20 protein-coding genes are annotated in these 26,816 nt (G+C 62.9%); 11 read left to right on the forward strand and 9 right to left on the reverse strand.

What is annotated here, in order from left to right:
- Positions 1-104: 104 nt before the first annotated feature.
- The 9 genes from tssH to tssA form a co-directional block, all read right to left on the reverse strand.
- Positions 105-2,777 (reverse strand): type VI secretion system ATPase TssH, encoded by a 2,673-nt coding sequence (tssH, locus tag FRT59_RS11590; RefSeq protein WP_034116449.1) that lies wholly within the window; start codon positions 2,775-2,777, stop codon positions 105-107.
- Positions 2,770-3,816 carry a type VI secretion system baseplate subunit TssG gene (gene tssG / locus FRT59_RS11595; protein ID WP_153871276.1) on the reverse strand — a complete coding sequence of 349 codons (1,047 nt, stop codon included), beginning with the start codon at positions 3,814-3,816 and terminating at the stop codon, positions 2,770-2,772. The genes tssH and tssG overlap by 8 nt, the downstream gene beginning before the upstream one ends.
- Positions 3,780-5,639, reverse strand: a complete 1,860-nt coding sequence (gene tssF, locus FRT59_RS11600) for a type VI secretion system baseplate subunit TssF (RefSeq protein WP_153837341.1) — start codon at positions 5,637-5,639, stop codon at positions 3,780-3,782. Before tssF ends, tssG begins: the two co-directional genes overlap by 37 nt.
- Entirely contained in the window at positions 5,636-6,151 is a 516-nt protein-coding gene (gene tssE, locus FRT59_RS11605; protein WP_034116446.1) for a type VI secretion system baseplate subunit TssE, read from the reverse strand. The genes tssF and tssE overlap by 4 nt, the downstream gene beginning before the upstream one ends.
- A complete protein-coding gene (locus FRT59_RS11610; protein ID WP_153871277.1) occupies positions 6,145-6,591 on the reverse strand; it encodes a hypothetical protein in 447 nt (148 codons plus the stop codon). The genes tssE and FRT59_RS11610 overlap by 7 nt, the downstream gene beginning before the upstream one ends.
- A gap of 81 nt (positions 6,592-6,672) precedes the next feature.
- Complete coding sequence (locus tag FRT59_RS11615) at positions 6,673-7,161, reverse strand: Hcp family type VI secretion system effector (protein ID WP_034116443.1); 489 nt, start codon at positions 7,159-7,161, stop codon at positions 6,673-6,675.
- Between the two features lie 175 nt (positions 7,162-7,336).
- The gene (tssC, locus tag FRT59_RS11620) at positions 7,337-8,833 is read right to left on the reverse strand and encodes a type VI secretion system contractile sheath large subunit (RefSeq protein ID WP_034116442.1); all 1,497 of its coding nucleotides are present in this window, start codon (positions 8,831-8,833) and stop codon (positions 7,337-7,339) included.
- 2 nt (positions 8,834-8,835) lie between these two features.
- Positions 8,836-9,342 (reverse strand): type VI secretion system contractile sheath small subunit, encoded by a 507-nt coding sequence (gene tssB, locus FRT59_RS11625; protein ID WP_010168268.1) that lies wholly within the window; start codon positions 9,340-9,342, stop codon positions 8,836-8,838.
- A gap of 54 nt (positions 9,343-9,396) precedes the next feature.
- A complete protein-coding gene (tssA, locus tag FRT59_RS11630) occupies positions 9,397-10,416 on the reverse strand; it encodes a type VI secretion system protein TssA (RefSeq protein WP_342449097.1) in 1,020 nt (339 codons plus the stop codon).
- 392 nt (positions 10,417-10,808) lie between these two features.
- Between tssA and tagH the strand changes: the two genes are divergently transcribed.
- Genes tagH through FRT59_RS11685 form a run of 11 tightly spaced genes read left to right on the forward strand, consistent with a single transcriptional unit; the run spans position 10,809 to position 26,815 of the window.
- Positions 10,809-12,143 (forward strand): type VI secretion system-associated FHA domain protein TagH, encoded by a 1,335-nt coding sequence (tagH, locus tag FRT59_RS11635; protein WP_153871279.1) that lies wholly within the window; start codon positions 10,809-10,811, stop codon positions 12,141-12,143.
- 57 nt (positions 12,144-12,200) lie between these two features.
- On the forward strand, positions 12,201-12,716 hold the full coding sequence (gene tssJ, locus FRT59_RS11640) for a type VI secretion system lipoprotein TssJ (protein WP_034116439.1): 516 nt from the start codon (positions 12,201-12,203) through the stop codon (positions 12,714-12,716).
- Between the two features lie 18 nt (positions 12,717-12,734).
- Entirely contained in the window at positions 12,735-14,069 is a 1,335-nt protein-coding gene (tssK, locus tag FRT59_RS11645; RefSeq protein WP_034116438.1) for a type VI secretion system baseplate subunit TssK, read from the forward strand.
- A 6-nt stretch (positions 14,070-14,075) separates the two neighbouring features.
- Positions 14,076-15,365 (forward strand): DotU family type VI secretion system protein, encoded by a 1,290-nt coding sequence (locus FRT59_RS11650; protein WP_034116437.1) that lies wholly within the window; start codon positions 14,076-14,078, stop codon positions 15,363-15,365.
- Complete coding sequence (gene tssM / locus FRT59_RS11655; RefSeq protein WP_198809675.1) at positions 15,362-18,862, forward strand: type VI secretion system membrane subunit TssM; 3,501 nt, start codon at positions 15,362-15,364, stop codon at positions 18,860-18,862. The genes FRT59_RS11650 and tssM overlap by 4 nt, the downstream gene beginning before the upstream one ends.
- Complete coding sequence (tagF, locus tag FRT59_RS11660) at positions 18,859-19,512, forward strand: type VI secretion system-associated protein TagF (protein ID WP_153871280.1); 654 nt, start codon at positions 18,859-18,861, stop codon at positions 19,510-19,512. The genes tssM and tagF overlap by 4 nt, the downstream gene beginning before the upstream one ends.
- Entirely contained in the window at positions 19,513-20,232 is a 720-nt protein-coding gene (locus FRT59_RS11665) for a PP2C family protein-serine/threonine phosphatase (RefSeq protein WP_034116434.1), read from the forward strand.
- Complete coding sequence (locus FRT59_RS11670) at positions 20,229-23,207, forward strand: serine/threonine-protein kinase (RefSeq protein WP_153871281.1); 2,979 nt, start codon at positions 20,229-20,231, stop codon at positions 23,205-23,207. The genes FRT59_RS11665 and FRT59_RS11670 overlap by 4 nt, the downstream gene beginning before the upstream one ends.
- On the forward strand, positions 23,207-23,911 hold the full coding sequence (locus FRT59_RS11675; protein ID WP_153837349.1) for an ABC transporter ATP-binding protein: 705 nt from the start codon (positions 23,207-23,209) through the stop codon (positions 23,909-23,911). The genes FRT59_RS11670 and FRT59_RS11675 overlap by 1 nt, the downstream gene beginning before the upstream one ends.
- Positions 23,911-25,095, forward strand: a complete 1,185-nt coding sequence (locus FRT59_RS11680; protein ID WP_153871282.1) for an FtsX-like permease family protein — start codon at positions 23,911-23,913, stop codon at positions 25,093-25,095. Before FRT59_RS11675 ends, FRT59_RS11680 begins: the two co-directional genes overlap by 1 nt.
- Positions 25,088-26,815 carry a formylglycine-generating enzyme family protein gene (locus FRT59_RS11685; RefSeq protein ID WP_153871283.1) on the forward strand — a complete coding sequence of 576 codons (1,728 nt, stop codon included), beginning with the start codon at positions 25,088-25,090 and terminating at the stop codon, positions 26,813-26,815. The genes FRT59_RS11680 and FRT59_RS11685 overlap by 8 nt, the downstream gene beginning before the upstream one ends.
- Position 26,816 lies beyond the last annotated feature (1 nt).

A 26,816-nucleotide genomic window follows, 5' to 3' on the forward strand; every position in this document is an offset into this window, starting at 1 on the left:
GGGGGCTTGCTCCCGATAGCAGTGTGTCAATTGACATATTGGGTGGCTGGTGCACCGCTATCGGGAGCAAGCCCCCTCCCACATTTGAGCTGTGTTCCTTCAGGTTAATCGCTGAAGTCGTAGTGCAATTCGTTATCCCGACTGCTGATCCGCACGCCCGCCAGCGCCTTGCCTTCGAGCATGCGCGTGAGGAATTCACGGCTCATGTCCGGCAGCAGGCTGTTGGTGAGGATGGTGTCGATCATGCGTCCGCCGCTTTCGGTCTCGGTGCAGCGCGAGACGATCAGGTCGACCACCGCGTCGTCGTAGTCGAAGGCCACTTTGTGGGTGCTCTCCACGCGCTTCTTGATGCGGTTCAATTGCAGGCGCGTGATCGCCTTGAGCATGTCGTCGCTGAGCGGGTAGTAAGGAATCGTCACCAGGCGCCCCAGTAACGCTGGCGGGAAAATCTCCAGCAGCGGCTGGCGCAGGGCCTTGGCGATTTCTTCCGGCTCGGGGATGTTTGCCGGGTCTTTGCACACCTGGGAAATCAGCTCGGTACCCGCGTTGGTGGTCAGCAGGATCAAGGTGTTCTTGAAGTCGATCACGCGACCTTCGCCGTCCTCCATCACGCCCTTGTCGAACACTTGGAAGAAGATCTCATGCACGTCCGGGTGGGCTTTTTCCACCTCGTCCAACAACACCACACTGTAGGGTTTGCGCCGCACGGCTTCGGTCAGTACGCCGCCTTCGCCGTAGCCGATATAGCCCGGTGGCGCACCCTTGAGGGTCGACACGGTATGGGCTTCCTGGAATTCGCTCATGTTGATGGTGATCACGTTCTGCTCGCCGCCATACATGGCTTCGGCCAGGGCCAGGGCGGTTTCGGTCTTGCCCACACCCGAGGTGCCGGCGAGCATGAACACGCCAATCGGCTTGCTCGGGTTGTCGAGGCCGGCGCGGGAAGTCTGGATACGCTTGGCGATCATCTGCAGGGCGTGGTCCTGACCGATGATGCGTTTCTTCAGGTGCTGGTCGAGGTTGAGCACGGTCTCCAGTTCGTTGCGCGCCATGCGGCCCACCGGGATGCCAGTCCAATCGGCGACTACCGAGGCCACGGCCTGGTAATCCACGGTCGGCAGGATCAGCGGGGTTTCGCCTTGCAGGGCGGTGAGGCGCTGTTGCAGGTCGACCAGTTGGGCGCGCAGCTCGTTGCTCTCGTTGTTATCGGTGGAGCTGTCTACCACGCCGGCTTGTTCACGCAAGGTCGCACGTGTGGCGAGCAGTTCGTCCACCAGCGTTTTCTCTTCGGCCCAGCGGCTTTCCAGCGTTGCAAGACGCTCACGCTCAGCGCTCAAAAGCGCTTCGCTATTGGTTTGGCGTGCACCAATCGAAATGCCGATGGCATGTTCGCGGGCGATGATTTGCAGCTCGGTTTCCAGGGCCTCGATGCGACGGCGGCTGTCGTCCACTTCGGCCGGCACCGCGTGCAGGCTGATGGCGACGCGGGCGCAGGCGGTGTCGAGCAGGCTTACGGATTTGTCCGGCAACTGGCGTGCCGGGATGTAGCGGTGGGACAGCTTCACCGAGGCTTCCAAGGCTTCATCGAGGATCTGCACCTGATGGTGTTTTTCCATGGTCGAGGCCACGCCGCGCATCATCAGCAGCGCCTTGTCTTCCGAGGGTTCGGCAACCTGTACCACCTGGAAGCGACGGGTCAGGGCCGGGTCTTTCTCGATGTGCTTCTTGTACTCGGCCCAAGTGGTGGCGGCCACGGTACGCAAGGTGCCACGGGCAAGAGCAGGCTTGAGCAGGTTGGCCGCGTCACCCGTGCCGGCAGCACCACCGGCACCCACCAGGGTATGGGCTTCGTCGATAAACAGGATGATCGGCTTGGGCGAGGCCTGCACGTCTTCGATGACCTGGCGCAGGCGCTGTTCGAACTCACCTTTCATGCTCGCGCCGGCTTGCAGCAGGCCCACGTCGAGGCTGCGCAGTTCCACATCTTTCAAGGCCGGCGGCACGTCACCGGCGACGATGCGCAGGGCGAAACCCTCGACCACGGCAGTCTTGCCCACCCCGGCTTCACCGGTGAGGATCGGGTTGTTCTGGCGCCGACGCATCAGGATATCCACCAGTTGGCGGATCTCTTCGTCACGGCCGACGATAGGGTCGAGCTTGCCGCTGCGCGCCTGTTCGGTCAGGTCGACGGTGAAGCGCTTGAGGGCCTCCTGCTTGCCCATCGCGCTCGGCGCCATCGCACCGCTGGCTTCGCCCGGCACGGCGCCGGCATTGAATCCGTCGCTGGCCGTCAGTGCGTTTTCCGGCGAGTCACCGACGTATTCGTCAAAGCGCTCACTCAAGGCTTCGGCCTTGATCTTGTCGAACTCGGCAGACAACCCCAGCAGCGCGTGGCGCAGGCTTGGCGTCTTGAGAATGCCCAGCACCAGGTAGCCGGTACGCACCTGGCTTTCGCCGAACATCAGGCTGCCGTAGACCCAGCCGCGCTCTACCGCTTCCTCCACATGGGAGGACAGGTCGGTGATTGAGGTGGAGCCACGCGGCAGGCGGTCCAGGGCTTCTGTGAGGTCACGGGCCAGGCGCGCCGGCTCGACGTTGAACTGGCGGATGATGCGGTGCAGGTCCGAGTCCTGCAATTGCAGCAACTGGTGAAACCAGTGGGCCAGTTCTACGTAGGGGTTGCCCCGCAACTTGCAGAACACGGTGGCGGCTTCGATGGCCTTGTAGGCCACGCTGTTGAGTTTGCCGAACAGTGCGGCGCGACTGATTTCACCCATGCTCTGGATTCCTTGAGGTGGTGGTGGCGTGGTCGGCGTAATGCCGGGCCAGGATTAGGTCGTTGGCGTCATGCCGAGGTTGGCCGAGCCAGGTGTTGAAGCCCAGGCGGAACTGGCCATTGAGTTGCAGCGCCGGTACTTCGGGTTGTTGCAAAACCAGGTTCAGGTCCCAGTCCAATTCATGGCCCAGGTACTCGGCCACCCATGCCACCAGCTCGTTGAAAGGCTGTTGGCCGGGCAACATGCTCATGTAGTCGTCCAGCGTGAGCGGCCCCAGGCAGATACGGAATTTATGCTGGCGGTCCCACACATGGCTGCCCAGGCAAAAGTCCACGCCCAGCTGGTTGGCGCTGATACCCACGCGGCTGCGCTCGGGCAGTTCCAGCCATTGGCCGACATACTCCTCGATGGCTACCGGCAGGCCGAAATACTCGCCGAGGATCGCCTTCAAGCCATCCGGATAGCGGGTTTGCGCCGACAGATGGCCGCTGTAATGCAGCTTTGCGGTATCCGGGATGAGCCCCTGATTCTGCAGGCTTGGCATGCCGCGACCACTCAAGGCGGCGAGGCGTGCCGACCAGTAGTCATCGTCCGGGCGGTCGTGGCTGACCGTCGGCCGCGCCTCGGCCCAGGCCCGGTAGAACAGGCTCAGCAAGCGGTGGTGGAACACGTCCAGGAATTGCTTGCTGGTGCTGTCGGCGTTGTTGCGCTGACGCTCGCGTACGTATTCGGTGATATGCAACGGCAGCGGGCCATTGGGGCCGCCCAGGCCGAAGAAGAATTGTTCGAGCCGTGCCGGCTTGCCGTCGCCACCGGGATCGACCGCAGCCAAGGTGGCCGGGGCGAAGGTGCAGTCGGCCTGTTGCCCGAGGCGCAACGGGTCATCCGCCAGACGCAGGGAATGGCCCAGGCGCGGCAACTGCGGCGATTCGCACTCGATACGCCGCAGCGCCTGGAAAAAGTCATATTCCCAGGGCTCCTGATGCATCGCATCCAGGGTACTCACAGGGTCGGACGTCGTCCGGGCTTGGCTTTCCATCGCATGATCTCGCCGCGTTCGGTGGTACGGATCACCGTCTCGGTAAAACTGTTGATCGACACGTAGCGTGCCAGGAAGCGCTCCAGCACCGCACCGAGCAGGAACACACCGGTACCGCGAAACGCGTTTTCATCGAACTCCAGCGTGATTTCCAAACCACGGCCAAACACAATCGGGCCGGGCATCGGCAAGCGCCGAGTCACGGCCTTGCTGCTGACTTCACGCAGGCCCTCGATCTGTAATTGCAGGGCGGCGTCGTTGCTGTCGCCGTACAGGCGCAGCAGTTCACGCAGGGCGCCGGCACCCTGGCCCTGTTCGCTCAAGGATAGGTAGTTAAGCGACAACTGGCTGATCAGGCGCCAGGCCTTGGCGTCATGAGCGTGGCTGGCACGCGGGCGGCTCGGACCGGCGACGCAGCGCACGGACAATACCGGGGCGCTGTCGGCCAGGGTGAAATCGGTCTTGCCGTTGCCCACGCTCATGAACAGCGGCAAGTCGCGGTTGGTGCACAATGCCGTGACGCCCAACTGGCGCAAGTCGTGGCCGTAGGGCGCCTGGCGGCTGTCCACCAGGCTGACGAAGGTTTCGCTGCCCACATAGGTGGAGCGTGGGCCGTTGCGCCGCTGGTCGCTGGACAATACCCGTGGTTCACGGCGCAGGGTGTAGTAAGCCTGGTCGCGACCATAGCGCGAAGGATCACGCACTGCATAGAACGGCAAAAACGGCTGCTCCGGCCCGGTGCCGTGGCCGGTGATACCGCTCAATGAGTGAATCTCGAAATCCATCGGGCGCGTGCGGTCGGCGATCACATGGTGTTCGTTGACGCGGTCTGACAAGTGAATGCGGTCCACGCGCTTGGGGAACAGGTTGATCGCCGGCGTGCAGAACGGCAGGAACTGCGCCGCGCCGACGCTGCCCTCCAGGCTCGGTTCATGACGGTCGAACAGCACGATCAGCTCCAGCTCCTGGCCGTCGCAGCGCTTGACCGCCCGGCCCAACTCGGCGAACTCGACGAACAGGAAACGATGGGGCAGGGCGAAGTATTCCTGCAACAAGCGATAGCCCTGGAACGCCCGCGCCACCACCGGCATGGCTGCGTCGGCATCGTCGAAACCCCGCGAGCGCAACGCGTCCTGGGGCAGGCGCTCGATCCAATCGCCACCGGGTTTGCGCGCAAACACCGCGCAGGCGTTGCCCAGCAGTTGTTCGTAGAGGCGGAACGGTTGCTCATCGGCGCCGCTCAAGTACAGCGGCAGGGTATCCAGGTCGAGGCTGTTGAATTTCAATTCGGCGCCGGTACGCAGGGTCAGGCGCAGACCGGCCTTGGCTTTCGGCTCACTGGCGGCCAGACGCCCGAGCACGGCGGCGGGGTTGCCGAAGTACTCGGCATTACTGACCTGCAACGGCCACAACGTCACCGGGTGCGCGGTGCGATACTCGCAGCAGGTCTGGGTTTCGCGGCCCAGGGCAGCACGCAAGACCGTGTCGCGAGGCAGCGGGAAACCGCCGGCCAGGGAGCCCTCGTCAGGGTCGGTCTGCAATTGCACCACGGTCATCGACGGCGTCGGTGCCAGGTAGTGCGGGTAGGCGATTTCCAGCAGGTTGTGGGTGAAGGTCGGGTACTCGGCGTCGAGTTTGAGCTGTACGCGGGCGGTGAGGTAGGCAAAGCCCTCAAGCAAGCGTTCGACGTACGGGTCGGCGCAGTCCATACCGGACAGGGTCAGCCGACTGGCGATCTTCGGGTATTCCTTGGCGAACTCGGCGGCGCTTTCGCGCACATGGTGCAGTTCCTGGTTGTACAGCTCCAGCAGGCGCGGGTTCATGGGCGCCTCCGCTGGTCGGCGTTGACCACACGCACATGGCCGGATTCCAGGTCGAGGTCGGTCTGCAGCAACAGGCGCAATGGCACCGGCTGCGCCCACAGGTCGCCTTCGATCTCGAAACTCAGGGCGTTGTGATTCATCTCACCATGGCCGACGCGGGCTTTGACCCGCAGGGTGTGACGCAGGATGCGCGGTTCGAAGGTGGCGATGGCCTGGTAGATCAAGGCTTCAAGCGCTTTTATATCGACACTTGAAACGCTGTTGCCTGCCAGCGCGGGTAGGCCGTAATTGACCACCGAGGTGCCGGCCGGGGTGTGCAGCGTGGCATCGGCATCCAGCAACGACGTGGTGTTGAGCAGCCACGCCAGGTCACGTAGCACCGAGGCTTTCAATTGGGTCAGGGACAGCACGCGTTTGTCGGCGCTTTCCTTGGGGTTGGTCGGGTCGTCGTCGGTCAACCGGTCCAGCAGGGACGGTTGCAGACGGTCGCGGGTGGCGATTTCGGTTACCACGTAAAGAGTGCCACGAAATTTTTCTGGTCCATAGCGCCAAGCAAACAACGACCGCCGTGGGCAACCATAGACGCCTCCAAGCGACCCTCAATATGTCTGATGGCTTGATACTGAGAGCGACACTCCTGGCTCGGTGCAGGTTCTGGTGCAAAGTGCTGCACAATGATGATCTGTGCATTGTTAAAGTTCTCGACCCTTGGCTGGCCCTTGCGGTCGATGCTCAAATGGCAAGGCCAAGGCATATCCAGAGTAAACAGGCTCTGGTCGGGCTTACGCAATGCACAGCGTTGTGCATGATTTTCCAAGGTCAGTCGTTGACCTCCAACCACCACCTCGGGGTTTGATTGGGTGGCGTCGATTTGTTCAGCTTGCTCCGCACAGGCATTCAGGCTCAACAGCATGCTCACGGACAGTATGCATTGCAGGGTGGGTTTGGCCATGACTCAGATACCGAAAAGGAGAAGGTCGAAACTCGAGCAAGCACCAAAAAACCCCGGCGCGTGGCGCCAGGGGTCTTCGTATCAACGCTTGGTGTTGGAACGGATATTCCAGCCGAACTTGATTGGGCCGCCGTCTTTGGTGCCGTCGGCTTTCTGCGGCTGGTAGTCGACCATCACTTGGGCAAAGTTCAGGGTGACGTTTTCGGTCAGGCGATCATCGGTGCCCGAGCCGCCAGTGCTCAGGGACGTGACCAGCACTTCTTCCAGGTTGATCACCATGTACTCGACCTGGCTTTCACCACCGGCCTTGCGCACGGTCAGCTTGACCTTGTCGATGTGCTTGCCGCTGGCGCAGTGCATCATCAGGTTGGGCGAAGCCTTGTCGACGTACTTGGTCAGCGACAGGTCCTGGATATTCACCTTGCCCGCACCGCCGCCACCGCCGACGTGCATGTTGCCGGACTGGGCCATGCCCCAGCTCCAGTTCAACACGTCGATTTCGTCCTTGTGGGCCTTGTCCATGGACTCGCCCTTGATGTCGCCGATCTTGATGAAAATATCAACAGCCATGTTTTCTCCCTGTGTGGTCTGAGCCACTGTATTTGTTAACGCCGCCGACCCCTGTAGGAGCGAGCTTGCTCGCGAAGGTCGTCAACGGTGACGCGGGCATCCTGGATGAACGCAGCGCCTTCAAGTTTTTCGCGAGCAAGCTCGCTCCTACAGGGAGCGAGCCAGTCCCGATTTTTTACGCGCTCTTGGCAGAAGGCAGCTTCGATACCAGGCGCAACGACACCGTCAGCCCTTCAAGCTGGTAGTGCGGGCGCAGGTAGAACTTGGAGTTGTAATACCCCGGGTTGCCTTCGACTTCCTCGACGATCACTTCGGCAGCCGCCAACGGGTGCTGGGCCTTGGTGGTTTCAGTGGAGTGCGCAGGGTCGCCGTCGACGTAGTTGAGGATCCAGTCCTGCAACCAGCGCTGCATCTCGTCCTTCTCTTTGAAGGAACCGATCTTGTCGCGCACGATGCACTTCAAGTAATGGGCGAAACGGCAGGTGGCGAACAGGTACGGCAGGCGCGCGGCCAGGTTGGCGTTGGCGGTGGCGTCCGGGTCGTCGTATTCGGCCGGTTTCTGCAACGACTGCGCGCCGATGAACGCGGCGAAGTCGGTGTTTTTCTTGTGCAGCAGCGGCATGAAACCGTTCTTCGCCAATTCCGCTTCACGGCGGTCGCTGATGGCGATTTCGGTCGGGCACTTCATGTCCACACCACCGTCATCGGTAGGGAAGGTATGGGCCGGCAGGTTTTCCACTTCGCCGCCGGACTCGATGCCACGGATGCGCGAGCACCAGCCGTAGTGCTTGAACGAACGGTTGATGTTCACCGCCATTGCGTACGCGGCGTTGGCCCAGGTGTACTTGGAGCTGTCGGCGCCGTCGGTGTTTTCTTCGAAGGCGAAGGCTTCCACCGGATCGGTCTTGGCGCCATACGGCAGGCGCGCCAGGAAGCGCGGCATGGTCAGGCCGATATAGCGCGAGTCTTCCGACTCACGCAGCGAGCGCCAGCCGGCGTACTCCGGGGTGGTGAAGATCTTGGTCAGGTCGCGCGGGTTCGACAGTTCCTGCCAGGAGCCCATGCCCATCACGGTCGGCGAGGCCGCAGCGATGAAGGGCGAGTGCATGGCGGCGCAGACTTTCGAGAGCTCGCCCAATAGTTCTACGTCGGGTGGTGACTGGTCGAAGTAGTAATCGCCCACCAGGCAGCCGTAGGGTTCGCCGCCGAACTGGCCGTATTCTTCTTCGTACATCTTCTTGAAGATCGGGCTCTGGTCCCACGCGGTGCCCTTGAATTTCTTCAGGGTCTTGTGCAGCTCCGGCTTGGAAATGTTGAGCACGCGAATCTTCAGTTGCTCATCGCTCTCGGTGTTGTTGACCAGGTAGTGCAGGCCACGCCAGGCGCTTTCCAGCTGCTGGAAATCCTGGTGGTGGATGATCTGGTTGACCTGGGCGGTGAGCTTGGCGTCGATGGCGGCGATGATCGATTCGATCGACTTGATCGCGTCGTTGGACACCAGGTCGGTTTGCGCCAGGGCTTGTTCAGCCAGGGTGCGCACTGCGGTTTCCACCGCTTCGCGGGCACGCTCGGTCTTGGGCTTGAATTCTTGCAGCAGCAGGTTCGCGAACTCGCTGGTTTCTTCGGTGGCGCCCAGGTTCTGGGCGCCTTCGCGCACGGTATTGTCAGTCATGATTACTGGTCCCCTGCAGGCTTAGGCGCGCTGGCAAGTGCCTGAAGCAGTGCCGGGTCCTTGATTGCCTTCATGATGATTTCTTCAGCGCCGGTCTTGCCGTCCATGTAGGTCAGCAGGTTGGCCAACTGAGTGCGTGCTTCGAGCAGCTTGTTCAAGGAGTCGACTTTGCGCGCCACGGCGGCCGGGCTGAAGTCGTCCATGCTTTCGAAGGTGATGTCCAGGCTCAGGTTGCCTTCGCCTGTCAGCTCATTGGGTACGTGGAACGCCACGCGCGGCTGCATGGCCTTGAGGCGCGAGTCGAAGTTGTCGACGTCCACTTCAAGGAACTTGCGGTCGGCCACGGGTGCCAGAGGCTCGGCGGGCTTGCCGGCGAGGTCGGCCATCACGCCCATCACGAAGGGCAGCTGGACCTTTTTCTCGGCGCCGTAGAGCTCGACGTCGTACTCGATCTGCACTCGAGGCGCGCGGTTGCGCGCGATGAATTTCTGAGAACTTTGCTTCGCCACGTTGCTGCTCCTGGTCGCTTGAGCGACGGTGTTGTTACTGCACGGTCCGGCGGCTTACTCGCTGTCCGGGCCGCGCAGGTTTTCAAATTGGGACATGCCGTCGGGAATCAGATTGCGCACGATGGCCGCGAAGTCGGCGTGCACCAGATTCTTCGCTCGGTTCAACAACACCGGCAGCGGGCTCGAAGGCTCGTGCCGGGTGTAGTACGCAAGGATTTTGTCGAGGCTGCGCAGCACATCATCGCGCGTGGCGATGTCGCCGGTCGGGCGAGGGACTGCGGGCGCAGCGGCGTAGTCGACCGAGGGGGCATCGTCTTCACTGACGGCCTCGGGATCGCTGCTGCTGTCGGTGCCTGGCACCGCTTGATTGAGTATTTGCAGGGCCTGCTTGAGCGGCTGCTTCAAGGCGCTGAGGTCCACGCCCTGGGCGGAACCGACCTGGTCATTGACCTGTTGTTCGATGGCTTCGCAGGCTGTACGCGCCGCAATCAGGGCGTCGCGGGTGGCTTGCAGGTGTTCGGGGTCGCTGTCGAGGAACGCGGCATTGAGTTGCTGGTTGCCCAGTTGCTCATCGGCGAAACTCTGCAAGCCGCTGGCGTTGAGCGCAGCGCGCAGGCTCACGGGGCCGAAGGTGCGCGAGCGCGTGAGAATGCTTTCGCGCAGCAGACGAATGTTCGTGTCGCAGGTCAAGCCGGTGAGAGCGTTGATGCGTACGGTGGGGTCGTTATCGTCGTCGGCATCCAGGCGCGGATGCAGGTCGGCCCAGTATTCGCGCAGCAGGGCGTTGATCAACGTAAGGGCTTCGGCCAGCCCGGCCACACCCTGGAGGGCGAGGGAGCTTTGCAGTAGAAAATGGGTGATGCGCAGGTCTTTGCTGCGCTGCAACAAGTCTAGGCTTTGCTGCTGGATGCTGCGCCATTCCGGCGGTTCAGCGGGCAGGATCGAATCGCCCATGCTGCGCTCGGGTTGGCCCTTGGCGTCACGTTCCAATTGCAGAAATTGCGCGTCATATTCCATGTCTTCGCCACAGGGCGAAGTCGCGGAAACGGCGGTGAGCAGCAACGGCACATCCACTGTATTTGATCTCCTTATCAGCCCGCTGGAGGGCGGGCAATGCATGCATTAGTTGCGCGAACAACTTTGCATGTTTTCTTGAGCATATAGGCAGAGTGCCACTACTGTGCCATCAATGATGTTCAAGAAGTTGTGCATTTTTGGTGTAGTAGTTATGCATTGTCAAGGTAAGCTATTCGCCCTCTGTGACAGATGTGTGGTGTTTAACAACCTGCGCGACTGATGGGTCGAACAGCGTCCCAACAAAGGATTTTTGTCATGGAAGCCAGTTAAGATCAGCGATCATGCTGGTAAAAACAGATTTTGATGGTCGTTCGCACGACCTTGCGGGGATATCCAGGGACGCGTTGCCTTTGGATCCACCGCGCGCGATGTATCAGCAAGGAGGCAAGATGTCGCTGTGTTTGACTATCACTAGTTATCACAAGATTACCCCTGGGCAATGCCCCGAAAAGTCCATGGATCAGGGCGTGATGGCTATTGGCCGCAGTTCGGACAATGACTGGGTATTGCCTGACCCTGAGCGTCTCGTCTCCTCCCAACATTGCGTTATTCAATACAAAGATGGCCGTTATTACTTAACCGATAACAGTACAAACGGGGTGGAGCTGGTTAATGCCGGTATCCGTTTGCGCAGGGGTAACAGCGAGCCGTTGCAAGATGGCGAGTTGATCCGCATCGGCGATTATGAAATCCAGGCACGTATCGACTTCAACGTGCAGGCCGTCGACAGCCAGCCGTTTGCCGGTGATTCGCCGAACAGTTTTGAAGCGCTGATGGGCGCCGTGGCGAGCACGCCCGCGCCAACGCCGATGATCGCGCCGCAGTTCCATGGGGCCTCGTCGATGGAGACTCTGCCGGACCTGTTCGACTTCCTCAGCCCCACCGCCGTGCCGCCGCCTACCGTGGCGGACCATGTGCCGAGCGAACAACACGATTTCCGCCCGCCGGCCCCGGTTGCTGTACCTGTACCCGCGCCTGAAAAACCGCAGGTGCAAGGTTCGGTTATTCCCGAAGACTGGGACCCCTTTGGCGAGGCACCCGCGCCGGTCGCCACTGCTGTTCCTCCGCCCGCACCGATTATCCCGTCACCACCAGTGGTCGAGCCTGTTGCGCTCCCCGTGGCCGACGCCGAGCCACAACCCGATCTCTTGCAAGCCTTCCTGCGTGGCGCCGGCCTCGATCAGCTACGCCTGGACAAGGCAGACGCCTGCGCCCAGATGGAAAGCATTGGCCGCAGCTACCGATTGATGGTCGAGGGCCTGATCGACGTATTACGTGCCCGGGCCAGCCTCAAGGGCGAGTTCCGCATGCAGCAGACGATGATCCGACCCGCCGAAAACAATCCGTTGAAATTTGCCCCGAATGCCGACGAAGCGTTACTGCTGTTGCTTCGCCACGGCAACCAGGCGTTTATGGCGCCGGACATCGCTGTGCGTGACAGTTTCGATGACCTGCGCGCCCACCAGTTGGCGGTCATGGCCGGCGTGGAAGCGGCGATCAAGCACTTGCTCATGCGCTTTGAACCGGCGCAGTTGGAAGAGCGCATGGGCAAGCCCGGTGGTCTCTCAAGTATTTTCAACGGCTCGCGCCAGGCCCAGTACTGGCAGCAGTTCACCGAGCTTTACAGCAATATTTCCCGCGAGGCCCAGGAGGATTTCCAGGACCTGTTCGGCCGCGAATTCAGCCGGGCCTACGAGGAACACAGCGCACGACAGCGACGCTAAAAACGCGTTGCACTAATGGATAAAACGGATAGCTAAGTACGTCATTGAGGACGCAGGATGATTCCCAGGTTTTTACTCGCAGCCGCTACCGCGCTGCTGCTGACAGCGTGTGCCAACGACGCGGTCAAACCCCAAGCGGCGGCTGAAGCCGAGGCCAGCACCAACACCGCTGTCGTCGAGTTGCACTTTCACGCGATTGCCGGGCTTAACCCCGGCGCCAATGGCCAGGCTGCGCCGGTACGGGTGCGTATTTTCGAGCTGAAAAACGCCGCCACCTTTGCGCGCTCCGATTACTTTGCCCTGGCTGACCGGGCGCAATCCACCCTCGGCCTCGACCTGCTGGACCAGGATGAAGTGATGATCCAACCCGGCCAGCAACTGAGCATCCAGCGCGACCTCAACCCGGCCACGCGCCAGATCGGCTTGCTGGTGGGCTATCGCGAGTTGGACCGTGCGCAATGGCGCACCGTCATCAACGTGCCGCCGCGTCAAGCCAGCGAACACCAGATCAGCCTCGATGTGCGTGCCGTGCGCGCCGACGTCGTGGTTGCCCCATCCAGCCCAGCCCAATAACAAGCAATCGGAGCCCCCATGTCCTGGAACAATCGCGTGGTCTGGTCGGAAGGCATGTTCATCGGAACGCAGCACTTCCAGCAGCATGACCGTTACCTGGAAAACCTGATCGATGCCCGCAGCCGTCCGTTGTCGGCCGGCGCCTGGGGCTTTTCCGAGTTGCTGATCGACCAGGGCCTGCTGGCCCAGGGCAAGCTGGCGATTGTGTCGGCCCGGGGCCTGTTGCCTGACGGCACACCGTTCAATATCCCCCAGGATGACCTGGCGCCGAGCCCGTTGAATATCGACGACAGCCTGCGCGACGGCCTGGTGTACCTGGCCCTGCCGCTCAAGCGCGCCGGCGCCCGTGACACGGTCGACGAGGGCGAAGCCCTGGAGGCGGCGCGTTATGTGAGCCAGGTGCGCGAAGTGCGCGACGACAACGCGCCATTCGAAAACCGTGCGCCAGTGGCCGTGGGTTCGCGAGCGCTGCGCCTGCTGACAGCGCAGGACGGCATCAGCGACTACGCCGCTATCGGCCTGGTACGCATCAAGGAAAAACGCGCCGACCGTGCGCTGGTCCTCGATGACACGTATATCCCGCCGGTGCTGGACGTGGCCGCGAGCAAACCATTGACGGCCTTTCGCAGTGAATTGCTCGGCTTGTTGCACCAGCGTGGCGAAGCCCTGGCCGGTCGCGTGGTGGCTTCGGGCGCTGGCGGCGCTTCGGAGATTGCCGACTTCATGCTGTTGCAACTGGTCAATCGCGCCCAGCCGCTGATCCAGCATTTCAGCCAGTTGAGCCCACTGCACCCGGAGCGCTTCTTCAGTGAGCTGGTGAGCCTGGCCGGTGAATTTTCCACCTTTTCGACTTCAGGCCGGCGCCCCCAGGAATACCCGCAATACCAACATGACGACCTGGCCCTGAGCTTCATTCCCGTGATGGCTGCCCTGCGTGAAGCGTTGTCGATGCTGATCGACAGCAAGGCCACGCCGATCCCGATTGTGGAGAAAGCCTACGGCATCCACGTGGCCATGCTGGCCGACAAAACCCTACTCGACAGCGCCAGTTTCATCCTCGTGGTGCGGGCCGATGTGCCCGGCGAAACCCTGCGTGCGCGCTTCGGCCAGCAGAGCAAGGTCGGCTCAGTGGAGCACATCCGCGACATGGTCAACCTGCAACTGCCGGGCATTGGCCTGCTGCCGTTGCCGGTGGCGCCGCGCCAACTGCCGTACCACGCGGGCAGCACCTATTACGAGCTTGATCGGGGCAGCGAGCACTGGCAGCAGTTGAGCAACTCCGGCGGTTTTGCCTTCCACATCGCCGGGCAGTTCCCGGGCTTGAACCTGGCCTTCTGGGCGATCCGAGGATAATCCGCGATGCATCCCAATGACGATGACCGCACCCAGTTCATGCCGCGCCCGGGTGGCCGAGCGCCGGAACCTGCACGCGCAGAGCCGACGCCGCTGTCGATGCCGGCTGCGCCGATCCTCACCGGCAAAAGCCACGGCCTGAACCCGCTGGAAAGCGCCGCCGGCCCTTTACTGGCGTTGCTGACGCGGCTGCGCAACACCATCGCCCACCCGGCACCGGCCAGCCTGCGTGCGCAGTTGTTGGCCTATCTGCGCCAGTTCGAAGAACGCGCCGAAGCGGCCGGTGTGGCGCGCAACGAAGTGCTGCTGGCCCGTTACGCGCTGTGCACCGCCCTGGATGAAGCGGTGTTGAGCACGCCTTGGGGCAGCACCAGTGACTGGGGTAAACAAAGCCTGCTGATCACCGTGCACAACGAAGCCTGGGGCGGTGAAAAGGTCTTCCAGTTGCTCGACCACTGCCTGCAAAGCCCACGGGAGCGCCTGTATCTGCTGGAGCTGCTGTACCTGTGCATGTGCCTGGGTTTTGAAGGCCGCTACCGCGTGATGACTGACGGGCGTAGCCAGTTGGAAGCCTTGCGCGAGCGTACCGCCGCGGCCATTCGCAGTGCCCGTGGTGACCACGAGCGTGAGCTGTCGCCGCACTGGCGTGGCGTGACTGTGGCCCGTGATCGCTTGGCGCAATTCATGCCGCCGTGGATCGCCGTGGCGATTGGCCTGGCGCTGCTGCTGGCGTTGCTGTTCGGCCTACGCATGAAGCTGGCCTCGGACGCCGAGCCGGTGTTCAAGAATATCCATGCCCTGGGCGAGATCCCGGTGCAGGCGATCGACCGTCCGGTGGCGCAACCGAAAGTGATTGAGCGGCCGCGTCTGGCCGGCTTCCTGGCCGAAGACATCAAGGCCGGTCGCGTGGCCGTGGAAGACAAGGTTGACCGCTCGGTGGTGACCATTCGTGGCGACGAACTGTTTGCTTCGGCCAGCTCCAGCATCGTCGATGACTACCAGCCGCTGATGCTGCGCATCGCCGATGCCATTCGCAAGGTCAAGGGCCAGGTGCGCGTGACCGGGCACAGCGACAACCGCCCGATTGCCACACTGCGCTTCCCGTCGAACTGGGCGCTGTCCGAAGCCCGTGCCAAGTCGGTGCTGGAGATGCTCGCGGCCAAGACTGGCCAAGGCGATCGTTTCAGCGCCGAAGGCCGCAGCGATACCGAGCCGTTGGCGACCAACAGTACTGCCGAAGGCCGTGCCCGCAATCGTCGGGTTGAAATCACCGTATTGGCGGAGGGCGTCGAGTGAAGGCGTTTTTCAGTTTCATGATTCGCTGGGTGATCCCCGTGCTGGGCTTGATTGCCCTGAGTCTGATCATCTGGTTTGTCGGGCCGTTGCTCGATGTACTGGTACCCGAAGGGCGACGCTGGGCACTGATCGTCCTGATGTTTGCGCTGTGGCTCGCTTACCGCGTGTTCCGCATCATCCAGGCCCGCCGCCAGGCCGCCGAAGTGATGCGCAGCCTGGCGGCCGAAACCCCGGCCGATCCCAACAGTGTTGCCACCGCCGAAGAGTTGTCGACCCTGCGCCAGCGCATGGACGAAGCCCTGACGCTGCTGAAAAAAGCCAAGCTGGGCGGCGATGAGCGGCGCAACCTCTACGAACTGCCGTGGTACGTGATCATCGGCCCACCGGGTTCGGGCAAGACCACGGCATTGGTCAATTCCGGGCTGCATTTCCCGCTGGCGGCGCAGTTGGGCGCCGGTGCGGTGCGAGGTGTCGGTGGTACGCGCAATTGCGACTGGTGGTTTACCGATCAAGCGGTGTTGCTCGACACCGCTGGCCGCTACACCACCCAGGACAGCAACTCCACGGTGGATAAAGCTGCGTGGCTGGGCTTTCTCGACCTGCTGAAAAAGCAGCGTTCGCGTCGCCCCATCGATGGCGCGTTTATCGCCATCAGCCTCTCGGATTTGCTGCTCGGCACAGACGCCGAACGCGCGGCCCATGCCGCCGCGATTCGCCTGCGGATCCAGGAGCTGTACACCCAACTGGGCGTGCGTTTCCCTATCTACCTGATGCTCACCAAGCTCGACCTGGTGCCGGGCTTCATGGAGTTCTTCGACAACCTGAGCAAGGAAGAACGCGCCCAGGTGTGGGGCATGACCTTCGCCCTGGACGACGGCAAGCACAGCGAAAGCCCGCTGGCGCATCTGCAAAGCGAATTCGCCGGGCTGGAACAGCGCCTCAACGAGCGCTTGGTGGAGCGCCTGCAACAGGAACGCGACCCGGCGCGGCGCGACCTCATCTACGGCTTCCCACAGCAGTTCGGCGCATTGAAGGACTGCCTGCAAAGCTTCCTCGAAGGCGTATTCAAACCCAATGCCTTTGAAGAACGCGTGTTGTTGCGCGGCGTGTATTTCACCAGCGGTACCCAGGAAGGCAGCCCGATTGACCGCCTGATCGGCGCCATGGCCCAGAGCATGAACCTGGACCGCCAGCACCTGGCGCGCCAGAGCGGCACCGGGCGCAGTTACTTCATCGAGAAACTCTTCACCGCCGTGGCCTTTGCCGAGCGTGGCTTGGTGGGGGTGAACCCGAAAGTCGAACGGCGCCGCAAGTGGATCGCCCGTGGCGTACTGGCTGCCACCGTCGCGTTGGTGGTGGTGGTCAGCAGCTTGTGGTGGGTGAGTTATCGCGCCAACCAGGCCTATATCGCCCAGGTCGACCAGAAGGTCGCGCCCCTGGGCCAGACCGTGCAGAACCTGAGCCCGGCCCAGCGCGAAGTGCTCGCCGTGCTGCCGTTGCTCAACGCGGTGAAGAACCTCGCGGGGGATTCACCCAGTTGGTCCGAAGGGTTGGGGCTGTATCAAGGCGATATGCTCGAAGCCGAGTCTGCCAGCGTCTACCGCAAGCTGTTGATCGCCGTCTTCGCGCCACGCCTGGTGACGCGCATCGAAGAACAACTGCACGGCGGCGGTAACTCCGACTTCCTCTACGAGGGTCTCAAGGCTTACCTGATGCTCGCCGACAGCGAGCATTACGACCCGGACTTTATCAAGGCCTGGATCGCCTTGGACTGGGACCGCAACCTGCCCCGTGACCTGCCGGCCGACCAACGCCAGGCACTGGCCGGGCACTTGCAGGCGCTGTTCGAGCGGCACCCGCCGAGCGCCCGCCTGGACCCACGCCTGATCGATGACTTGCGTCGTCAGTTGCAGCAACTGCCGGTGGCCCAGCGCGTGTATGACCGGGTCAAACGCCAGAAGCTGCCCGAGGGCGTCCCGGACTTTCGCCTCAACGAAGCCGCTGGCCGTGACGCCGCGCTGGTGTTCAGCCGCAAAAGCGGCAAGCCATTGGGCGAGCCATTAAGTGGTTTCTTCACCGCCAAGGGCTATCGCCAGGCGTTCCTGCTGAGCAGCCTGAACCAGACCGGCACGCTGGCTGAAGAACAATGGGTGCTGGGCCACGAACAGGCCGATCAGCAGAATGTGGTGAGCCTGGCTGCGGATGTGCGCCGTCTGTATTTCCAGGATTATCAGCGCCAGTGGGATGCGCTGCTCGCCGATATCGACTTCGTGCCGATTACCAGTGTGGCCCAGGCCGCTGATGTACTGCGGGTGATCTCCGGCCCGACCTCGCCCTTGAAGAAGTTGCTGGTGGCGGTCGCCAAGGAAACCGATCTGCAAGCCGAAGAGCGCCAATTGGCCGCCAAAGGTGTGCCGGTGGAAGGCGGCGTCGACAAGCTCAAGGAGCGCCTGGGAAGCTTGCTCGGCGAGGAGCAACCGACGGCGAATGCCCCGGTGGCGGCGGATGATCCAGTGACCGCGCACTTTGCCGAACTCAACAGCATCGTCAGTAAAAACGAAGGCGAACCGGCGGCCATCGACGGCCTGCTGTCGGACATGAATGCGCTGTATGTGCAGGTCAGTGCCATGGTCGGCGCCAGCGGCGATGCGCTGCTAGGTGAGGCCAAGAACCAGGCGTCGGCTGCGGCCACGCGGGTTAGCCTGAATGCCGAGCGCCAGCCGCCGCTGGTGCAAGGCATGGTCAAGTCGGTGGTCAACTCCACCACCAACAGCATGATGGGTGGGGTGCGTAACCAACTGAATGCGGCCTGGGTCAGTGAAGTGGTCAACGTGTATCGCCAGTCGTTGGCCGGTCGTTACCCGATGTCGCCGGGCAGTGCGCGGGACGCGACCCTGGATGACTTTGGCCAGTTCTTCGGTGTGGGCGGGGTGATGGACAACTACTTCCGCAAATACCTGCAGCCCTATGTAGACACGTCGGCACAGACTTGGCGCTGGCAGCCGGGCGCGGCGCAGAAGCTTGGGATTGCCCCGGGCGTGCTGCAAACCTTCCAGCGTGCAGCGACGATTCGGGATGCGTTCTTTAGATCCGGTGGCACCCAGCCCATTGTGCGTTTCGAGCTCAAGCCGGTGTCGATGGACCCGACCATCACTCAGTTCCTGCTCGACCTCGACGGCCAGCAATTGAGCTACGACCACGGCCCGAGCCGCCCGGTAGCGATGCAATGGCCGAACCCCGGCAGCATTGGCGTGGTGCGTATTTCCATCATGCCGCCGTCGGCCAGTGGTCGCTCCGGTATCACTTTGGATGGCCCGTGGGCCTGGTTCCGCCTGCTGGAGCAATCGGACCTCACCGCCGGCAACTCGCCGGACCGCTTCAACCTGCGCCTGCGGGTCGACGGCGCCAGCATCGCCTACGAGTTGCGCGCCAACAGTGCCTTCAACCCGTTCAAGAGCCGTGTGCTCAGCGGCTTCAGCCTGCCGGAGCGGCTATGACGACCCTGGGCTTCTACGGCAAGTTGGCCAGCCGCGGCGACTTTGTCAGCCGCGCCTTGCCCCAGAGCTTTATCGGCCCGTGGGACAGCTGGCTGGCGGCGGGTTTGCTCGCCAGCCAGAACAGCCTGGGCGGTGACTGGCTCAACGTGTACCTGGTCAGCCCGTTGTGGCGCTTTGTACTGGCGCCGGGCGTATGCGGGCCAGACGCGGCGGCGGGTGTGGTGATGCCGAGCATTGACCGGGTCGGTCGGTATTTTCCGTTGGCGGTGGTCAGCTTGCTGGATCACGACACCAATCCCGCCTCCTTGGTGGGCGGGCCGGACACTTGGTTCGAGCAGGCCGAAGAGCTATTGCTCAGCACCCTGGATACCGGCGCCACCTTCGAAAGCTTCAACGCAGGCCTCGACAACCTGGGTTTGCCAGCGACTGTGCCGCGTGCGGTGGACAGCCGTTTCGCCGGCCTGCAACGCGTATCCGCCACCGTGCCCCATCAGCGTATGACCGCACTGGCCGAACAGGCTTGCGAGGGCGCGAGTTTGTGGTGGGGCCGGGGTTCGCAGCGTATTTCCCCTGGTTTATTACGGTGTCAGGGTTTGCCTGCCGCCGACGATTTTGCGCAGTTTTTGCTCGGACAAGAAGGTGTGGTGTAGATGGGGGCGACGTACAAATCCGCGAGCAAAAGCCATGTGGGCATGGTTCGCCAGGTCAATGAAGACGCCTGCCTGGACCTGCCGGAAAACCGCCTGTGGGTGGTGGCCGATGGCATGGGCGGGCACGCGGCGGGGGACTATGTCAGCAGCTTGATCGTCGACAGCCTGCGCAACGTGCCGCTGGGCCGCTCCCTCGACGAATACTCGGCGGCGCTGCGTAACGACCTGCTGCGCGTCAACGCGGCCGTACGCGAAGAAACCGCCCACCGTGGCGTGACCATGATGGGCAGCACCGTGGTGGTGTTCGCCGCTCGCGGCTTGCGCGGTGTGTGCCTGTGGGCCGGTGACAGTCGCTTGTATCGCCTGCGCGACGGTGTATTGGACAGCATTTCCCGCGACCATAGCTACGTGCAAGACCTGCAAGACAGCGGCCTGCTCAGTGAAGCGGATGCCCGCACACACCCGCGCGCCAATATCGTTACCCGCGCTGTTGGCGTGGAAGCCCAGCTGGAAGTTGCGTCGGTGGATCTATTGATCGCACCCGGCGACAGCTACCTGTTGTGCAGCGATGGCCTGAACAAGACCGTCGAAGACCATGAAATCCGTGAAGTGCTCAGCCATGACGCGCCGGATGAAATCGTGCGCAGCCTCGTGCACCTGGGGCTCAATCGCGGTGCACCGGACAATATCACCACCCTCGTCGTGAAGGTCTCGTCATGAACATTGTCATCCCGGGTTATGACATCGAAGGCGAGATTGGCGAAGGCGCCATGGCCAGCGTGTACCTGGCGACCCAGCGCTCGCTGGAGCGCAAGGTGGCATTGAAAGTGATGGCGGCGGCGCTGGCGGCCGACCCGACATTCTGCGAACGCTTCCTGCGCGAGGGCAAGACCCTGGCGCGCTTGTCGCACCCGCACACGGTGACCATCCATGACATCGGCAACGTCGGTGAGCTGTATTACATGGCCATGGAATACCTGCCCAATGGCACGCTCAAGGAACGTATTGCCGCCGGCCTGACGCCGGAGCAGGGCGTGGCGCTGATCCGCCAGATTGCCTCGGCTCTGGGCTATGCCCATGCCCAAGGGTTGGTGCACCGCGACGTCAAGCCGGCAAACATTCTGTTCCGCGCCGATGGCACGGCGGTGCTCTCGGACTTTGGTATCGCCAAGTCGCTGGACGACCGCACCCAATTCACCCAGGCCGGGTTTGCCGTGGGCACGCCGAGCTACATGAGCCCGGAGCAGGCGCGGGGCCAGGAGATCGACGGGCGCGCAGACCTCTACGCGCTAGGTGTGGTGCTGTACGAAATCCTTGTCGGCAAGCTGCCCTATAGCGGCACTGATGCGCTCTCCACTGCGTTGGCGCACCTGACCGAGCCGTTGCCGGAACTGCCGGTGCACCACGGGCGTTATCAGGGCGTGCTGCGCAAGTTGCTGGCCAAGGACCCGGCGGAACGCTTCCCGGATGCGGCGGCGTTGCTGGTGGCGTTGGACCAGTTGCCGAAGGATGAATCGGACGCCACGCTGGTACGACCGCTGCCTATTCCGCTGAGCTTTGACCTGGCGGGCATGACGCCTGTCACCATCGACATCCCGACCGATAAACCGCAGCCGCAGCCGGTAGTGCGACAGCCGGTAGTCACGCCGACGCAGCACAATGCCCCGTCCGAGCAGCGCCGTGGGCCGGTGTTGGCATTGGCCGCTGTGGCGGTCGCGGTGGCCTTGGCCATTGGTGGCGCCAGTTACTGGTGGTTGAGCGTCAGCGATGCACCGGCCCAGCCACCGGCTGCCGTAGTGCCGAAGGTGACGCCACCTGTGGGCGTCGCTGAAGTGGACGGCGGCCAGCGACCCTTGCTGATGGCGGGCAAGAAGACCCTGTTCCAGCGCGTACTCAGTAAGCCCGGCGCCAAGCTTTCAACGGACGCGGGCACTGCGCCTGGCAAAGCGCTGCCGGCGTTTTCCGTGCTCTACGTGTACCAGCGCAAGGATGTCGATGGCAGCTCGTGGGTGCGCGTTGGCGCTGCCACCGATGGTCGCAGCGACGGTTGGCTGCCGGCTTCTCAGGTCAGCGACTGGAAACAAAGCCTGGTGCTCAAGTTCACCGAGCGCTCGGGTCGGGCGCCGGTGATGTTCCTGCGCCAATCGGCCGAAGTGGAAAAGCTGCTGGCCGATCCCGCCGCCGCGAAAAGCGTGTTGGCCAAGGCGCAGAACAACCGTGATGACAACCAGCAAGTGCTGGCCCTGGAGCCGACTGCCAGCGCAGTGCCGCAGAACCAGTTCTACCTGCTGCCAATCTTCGATTCCAAAGAGAGCTTCGACGAAAACGGCCAACCGGTGCAGTTGCTCAACATCGCCTCCATCGACCCGGGCAGCAGCGCGGTGGCCAAACCAGCCACGCCGGTGATCAGCGCCAACGCCGACGCTTTCCGCACTGCCGTGGTGCTAGTGGTCGACACCACTGTGTCGATGCAGCCCTATATCGACCAAGTGCGCGATGTGGTCCACGAACTGCAAACCCGAATTGCCGAACGCGGCGAGCTGGACAGCGTCAGCTTCGGCCTGGTGGGTTTTCGCAGCAGCATCAAGAAAACCCCGGGCCTGGAGTACGTCGCCAAGACCCTGATCAGCCTCGACCAAGGTCGTGACCCGCAACGCTTTCTCGATATGGCGCGCCAGGTCAAAGCCTCCACGGTGTCCAGCCACTCTTTCAACGAAGACGCATTTGCCGGGGTGATGCAGGCGGTGGATGGCATGGATTGGTCTGGCTACGGTGGCCGCATCATCTTGCTGGTCACCGACGCGGGCGCGCTGCGCAAGAACGACCCGTTTGCCGCCACCCAGATGAACGAAGCCGAAGTGCGCCAGGCCGCGCTGGGCAAGCAGATCAAGATCTACGCACTGCACCTGCGCACCGACGCCGGCAAGAAAACCCATGCCGGTGCCGAGAGCCAATACCGCATCCTCACCGCCGACGCCAACCCGCAGATCGGCGACCTGTACACGCCGGTGCCGGGTGGTGATGTACGCAAGCTGGGCGAGCGCGTCGATGAGATCGGCACGGTGTTCGCCAACCTGGTGCATCAGGTGCGCAGTAACACGCCGCAACCGGTGCCGCTGCTCAGTTCGGCGCCCAGCCTGGCGGACAAATCCGCAGCGGTCGGCTATGCGATGCACATGGACTTCCTCGGGCGCAAAACCGCCAGCCAGGCACCGCAATTGGTCAGCGCCTGGACCGCCGACCGCGACCTCACCAACCCGGCGCTGCCGGCGTTTCAGGTGTGCGTGATGCTGACCAAGCTGCAACTCAACGACTTGCAGCAGTCGCTGAAGTTGATCGTGGATGCGGCGCGCAAGACCCAAAGCTCACCCAAGGATTTCTTCCAGGAAATCGCCAGCGCCTCGGCCTATATGAGCCGTGACCCGCAAGCCCTGCGCAAGGGCGGCAACCTGGCCGACGGCGGCTTGCTCGGCGAATACCTGGAGGGCCTGCCGTACCGCAGCAAGTCGCTGAACATGACCCAGGATTTGTGGCTGTCGTTGAGCGTGGCCGAGCAGGAGGACTTTATCGACGAGCTGGATTCGAAAATCCGCCTGTATGAAACCTTCCATAACGACGTGGCCAACTGGGTCCGTTTCGGCGATGCCGAACCGGGCGATGCGTTGTATCGCGTGCCACTGTCGACGTTGCCGTAATGCTGAGCCTGAACGCGGTGCACAAGAGCCGGGGCGTCGGTAGCCAGCGCTATAGCCTGGTGATTCCGGCGTTGCAGCTGGGCGCAGGTGAGCAACTGGCGATTGTCGGCCCCAGCGGTTGCGGCAAAAGCACCTTGCTGGATGTGCTGGCCCTGGTATTGGCGCCCGATCAAGTCGAGCAGTTTGACTTCAACCAGCAGGACATCGGCGCGCTGTGGCGTGCCGACCGGCAGTCCGCCCTGGCCGCGCTGCGCAGCCGGCACCTGGGCTATGTGCCGCAAACCGGTGGCTTGCTGGGGTTCCTTGATGTGCGCGGCAATATCGCCCTGTCCCGGCAACTGCTGGGTTTGCAGGACGACGGCCGCGTGGCGCGCCTGGCCGAGCAGTTGCAGATCAGCGATCAGTTGGCCAAGCGCCCGGCCGCGTTGTCGGTGGGCCAGCGCCAGCGTGTGAGCTGTGCCCGCGCCTTGGCCCATGCACCGCAACTGGTACTGGCGGATGAGCCGACCGCATCCCTCGACCCGCTCAACGCCGAGCGGGTGATGCAGGCGCTGCTGACTCAGGCCCGCGAACACCGTGCGGCCTGTGTGATCGCCACCCATGACGAACCTCTGGCCCGCGCCAGTGGCTTGCAGGTACGGCGCATCAGTTGCCGGCGCGACCCTGACGGCGGCGTCACCGCGACCCTCGGGGAGGTGTGCTGATGCGCATCGGCCTGGTTACATCGCTCGCCTGGCAGGATTACCGCAACGACGGATGGTTGTCGGCCTGTTCGGTGCTGGCGCTGGTATCGGCTATCGCGCCGTTGCTGGTGTTATTTGGCCTGAAGTTTGGACTGGTTAGCAGTTTGACCGAACGCTTGGAGACCGACCCCTCCACCCGTGAAATTATCCCGTTGGGCGGTGGTCGATTCAGCGCGGCGTTTATCGAGCAACTGGGTCAGCGCAGCGATGTGGCGTTTGCCTTGCCGCGTACACGCCAGATTGCCGCGACGGCCCAGGTGGGCGCGTTGACCGTGGAAATGCTGCCGACCGCAGCGGGTGATCCGTTGTTGGCAGGTTTGCCGATGCCACGGGGCCTGGACCAGATCGTGCTGAGCCATACCGCCGCCGAGAAGCTTGCGGCAAGGCCCGGTGACTGGCTGGAAACCCGCTTTGCACGGCAAGTGGCCGGGCAGGTCGAAGCCCAGCGCACGCGGTTGCAGGTGCTGGCGGTGTTGCCGTTGGCAGCCTTCGCCCGTGACGGCTTGTTTGCCGACCTTGGCCTGTTGGAAGCCGCGGAAGATTACCGCGATGGCCGCGCAGTACCGGTGTTGGGCTGGGCGGGGGGTGAGGTCGGTAGCAGCGAACAGCGGGTGTACCCGGCGTTTCGCTTGTATGCGCGCAACCTCACCGATGTAGAGCCGCTGCGGGTGTTTTTCGCCGGGCAGAATCTGCTGGTGTCGACCCAGGCGAACACCATCGCCCAGGTGCAGTCGTTGAGCCGCAACCTGTCGATTGTGTTCTGGATCATCGCCGGGTTGGCCCTGGCAGGGGCGTTTGCGGCGATCTTCGCCGCAACCCTGGCGGCGGTGGCGCGCAAGCGCCGGGAATTGTCGGTGTTGCGCCTGCTGGGGTTTTCCACCGGCGCGCTGTTGCTGTTTGTGCTGCTGCAGGCGCTGTACAGCGCGGGCTTTGCCGCCGTGCTCAGTGGTGGGCTGTATGGCCTGGCCGAGGCAGCTGTGAATAAGTTATTCATGCAGGTGCCGGGTGAATACGCCAGCCACCTGTTGGCGCGTCACTACGGCCTGGCCCTGGTGGCTGTGCTCGGCGTCAGCATTGTGGCGGCGGCCGGTGGCGGTTGGCGGGTGGCGCGAATCCAGGCTTCTGAAGGAATCAGAGATGTATAAGTTATTGGGCGCCTGTGTGGCGCTGAGCCTGGCCTCGCTGGCCTGGTCCGACGACGACTCTTTATTAGAGAGGCACGACAAACTCGACAACCCCAAGCCGTTGCCGGACGACGTCAGCCTGCCGCTGCCCTGCGACGGCAACATGGTGTTCCGCTACGCCTATGTGCTGGCCCAAGGCACGTTGGATGACCGCGAAATCAGCCTTGGCTACCCCTTTGCCGAAGGCGAAGCCGGTTACCAGCAATCGTTTATTTCCGGTTACCGTCGCGATTTCATCAACGGCCAGTTCACCCTCAAGGACTTGCCCAAAGACTGGAATAAAGTCATCGCGCCGCTGATGCCGAAGACCGACGCCAAGACTCCGCTCAAGCCCATGCTGTACTTCATCGGCAAGTACGAAGTGACTGCCCGCCAATACGCTCAGGTGATGGCCCAGGCGCAGTCCCTGGCCAGCGGTGAACCGGCACCGGCCTGCGACGCGCCTTCCGGCATGGCCGGGCGTTTGCCTAAAGTGAAACTGTCACGCTTTGAAGCCGAGCGTTTTTCGGCGGTGTACAGCGCCTGGCTGATGAAATACCACCGCGAGTTGCTGCCGGTGAGCGGGCGCGGCTCGTCGGCCGAAGACGGTGGCCTGGGCTTCGTGCGCCTACCCACCGAAGTGGAGTGGGAGTACGCCGCACGCGGTGGCCAGGCGGTGAGTCGCCAGGACCTGGAAGGCCGTCTGTACCCGCGCCGCACCGAGGGCAGTGAAAGCGATGGCCCGCTGGCCGATTACGCGGTGTTCAACCAGGTGGCCGGCGGCACCGGCCAGGCGGCGCGGCTGATGCCTATCGGCACCAAGTTGCCCAACCCCATCGGCCTGTTCGACGTGATCGGCAACGCGGCGGAAATGGTCCAGGAATCCTTCCAACTGGTCCACGCCGGCCGGCGCCAGGGCACCTACGGCGGCTTTGTGGTCAAGGGCGGCAACTACCTGGAAGGCGAGGGCACGCTGTTCACCGGCATGCGCCGCGAATACCCGCTGTTTGCCGCCGATGGCACCGAGCAAAGCAACGAAACCACTGGCTTTCGCGTGGCGATTGGCGCGTTGTCGGCGCCGCGCTCGCGCTACAAGGAGTTGTTCGCCCAGTGGCAGAAGGAAGGCCGCCTGGCCTCACTGACCGACGCCATCGACGACGCCCAGGACCCGACCAAGCGCCTGGACAGCATCATCGCCGCCAGCGTCGACCCCAAGCTGCAAGCCGAGCTGGGCCTGGTCAACGAAGAGCTCAAACGCAACGTTTCGCTGATCGCCCAGCAGCGCGAAGAAGCGGCGGGCAACCTGATCCAGTCGGCGGCGTTGGTGGCCGAGACCATCAGCAACTACAACATCCGCCTGGCCAACCTGCAGAAGAGTCGCCAGCAGGCCGTGGACAGCAAGGACGAAGCCAGCGCGCAGTTGTTCGCCACCGCCATTACCAATGGGCGCAGCGCCCTTGATGGCGCGGTGGCGATCTATATCGACAACCTGGCCACTGGCACGCGCTACACCGATGCGGTGATCCAGGCGCAGTTTCAACGGATCAAGGAAGAGTTGGATCGCAAGCCAGTGCTCGGCAAGAGCCTGGTGACGCGCGCGACACTGTTCGTTCGTCATGTCGGCAACTACCGCAAGCAACAGCGGGCCGACCCGGCAACGATCTTGAAGGAATTGCTCGCAGCGAGCGGTCAGCGGTCTTGAT

It is taken from the genome of Pseudomonas haemolytica (genome assembly GCF_009659625.1).
GTDB lineage: Bacteria > Pseudomonadota > Gammaproteobacteria > Pseudomonadales > Pseudomonadaceae > Aquipseudomonas > Aquipseudomonas haemolytica.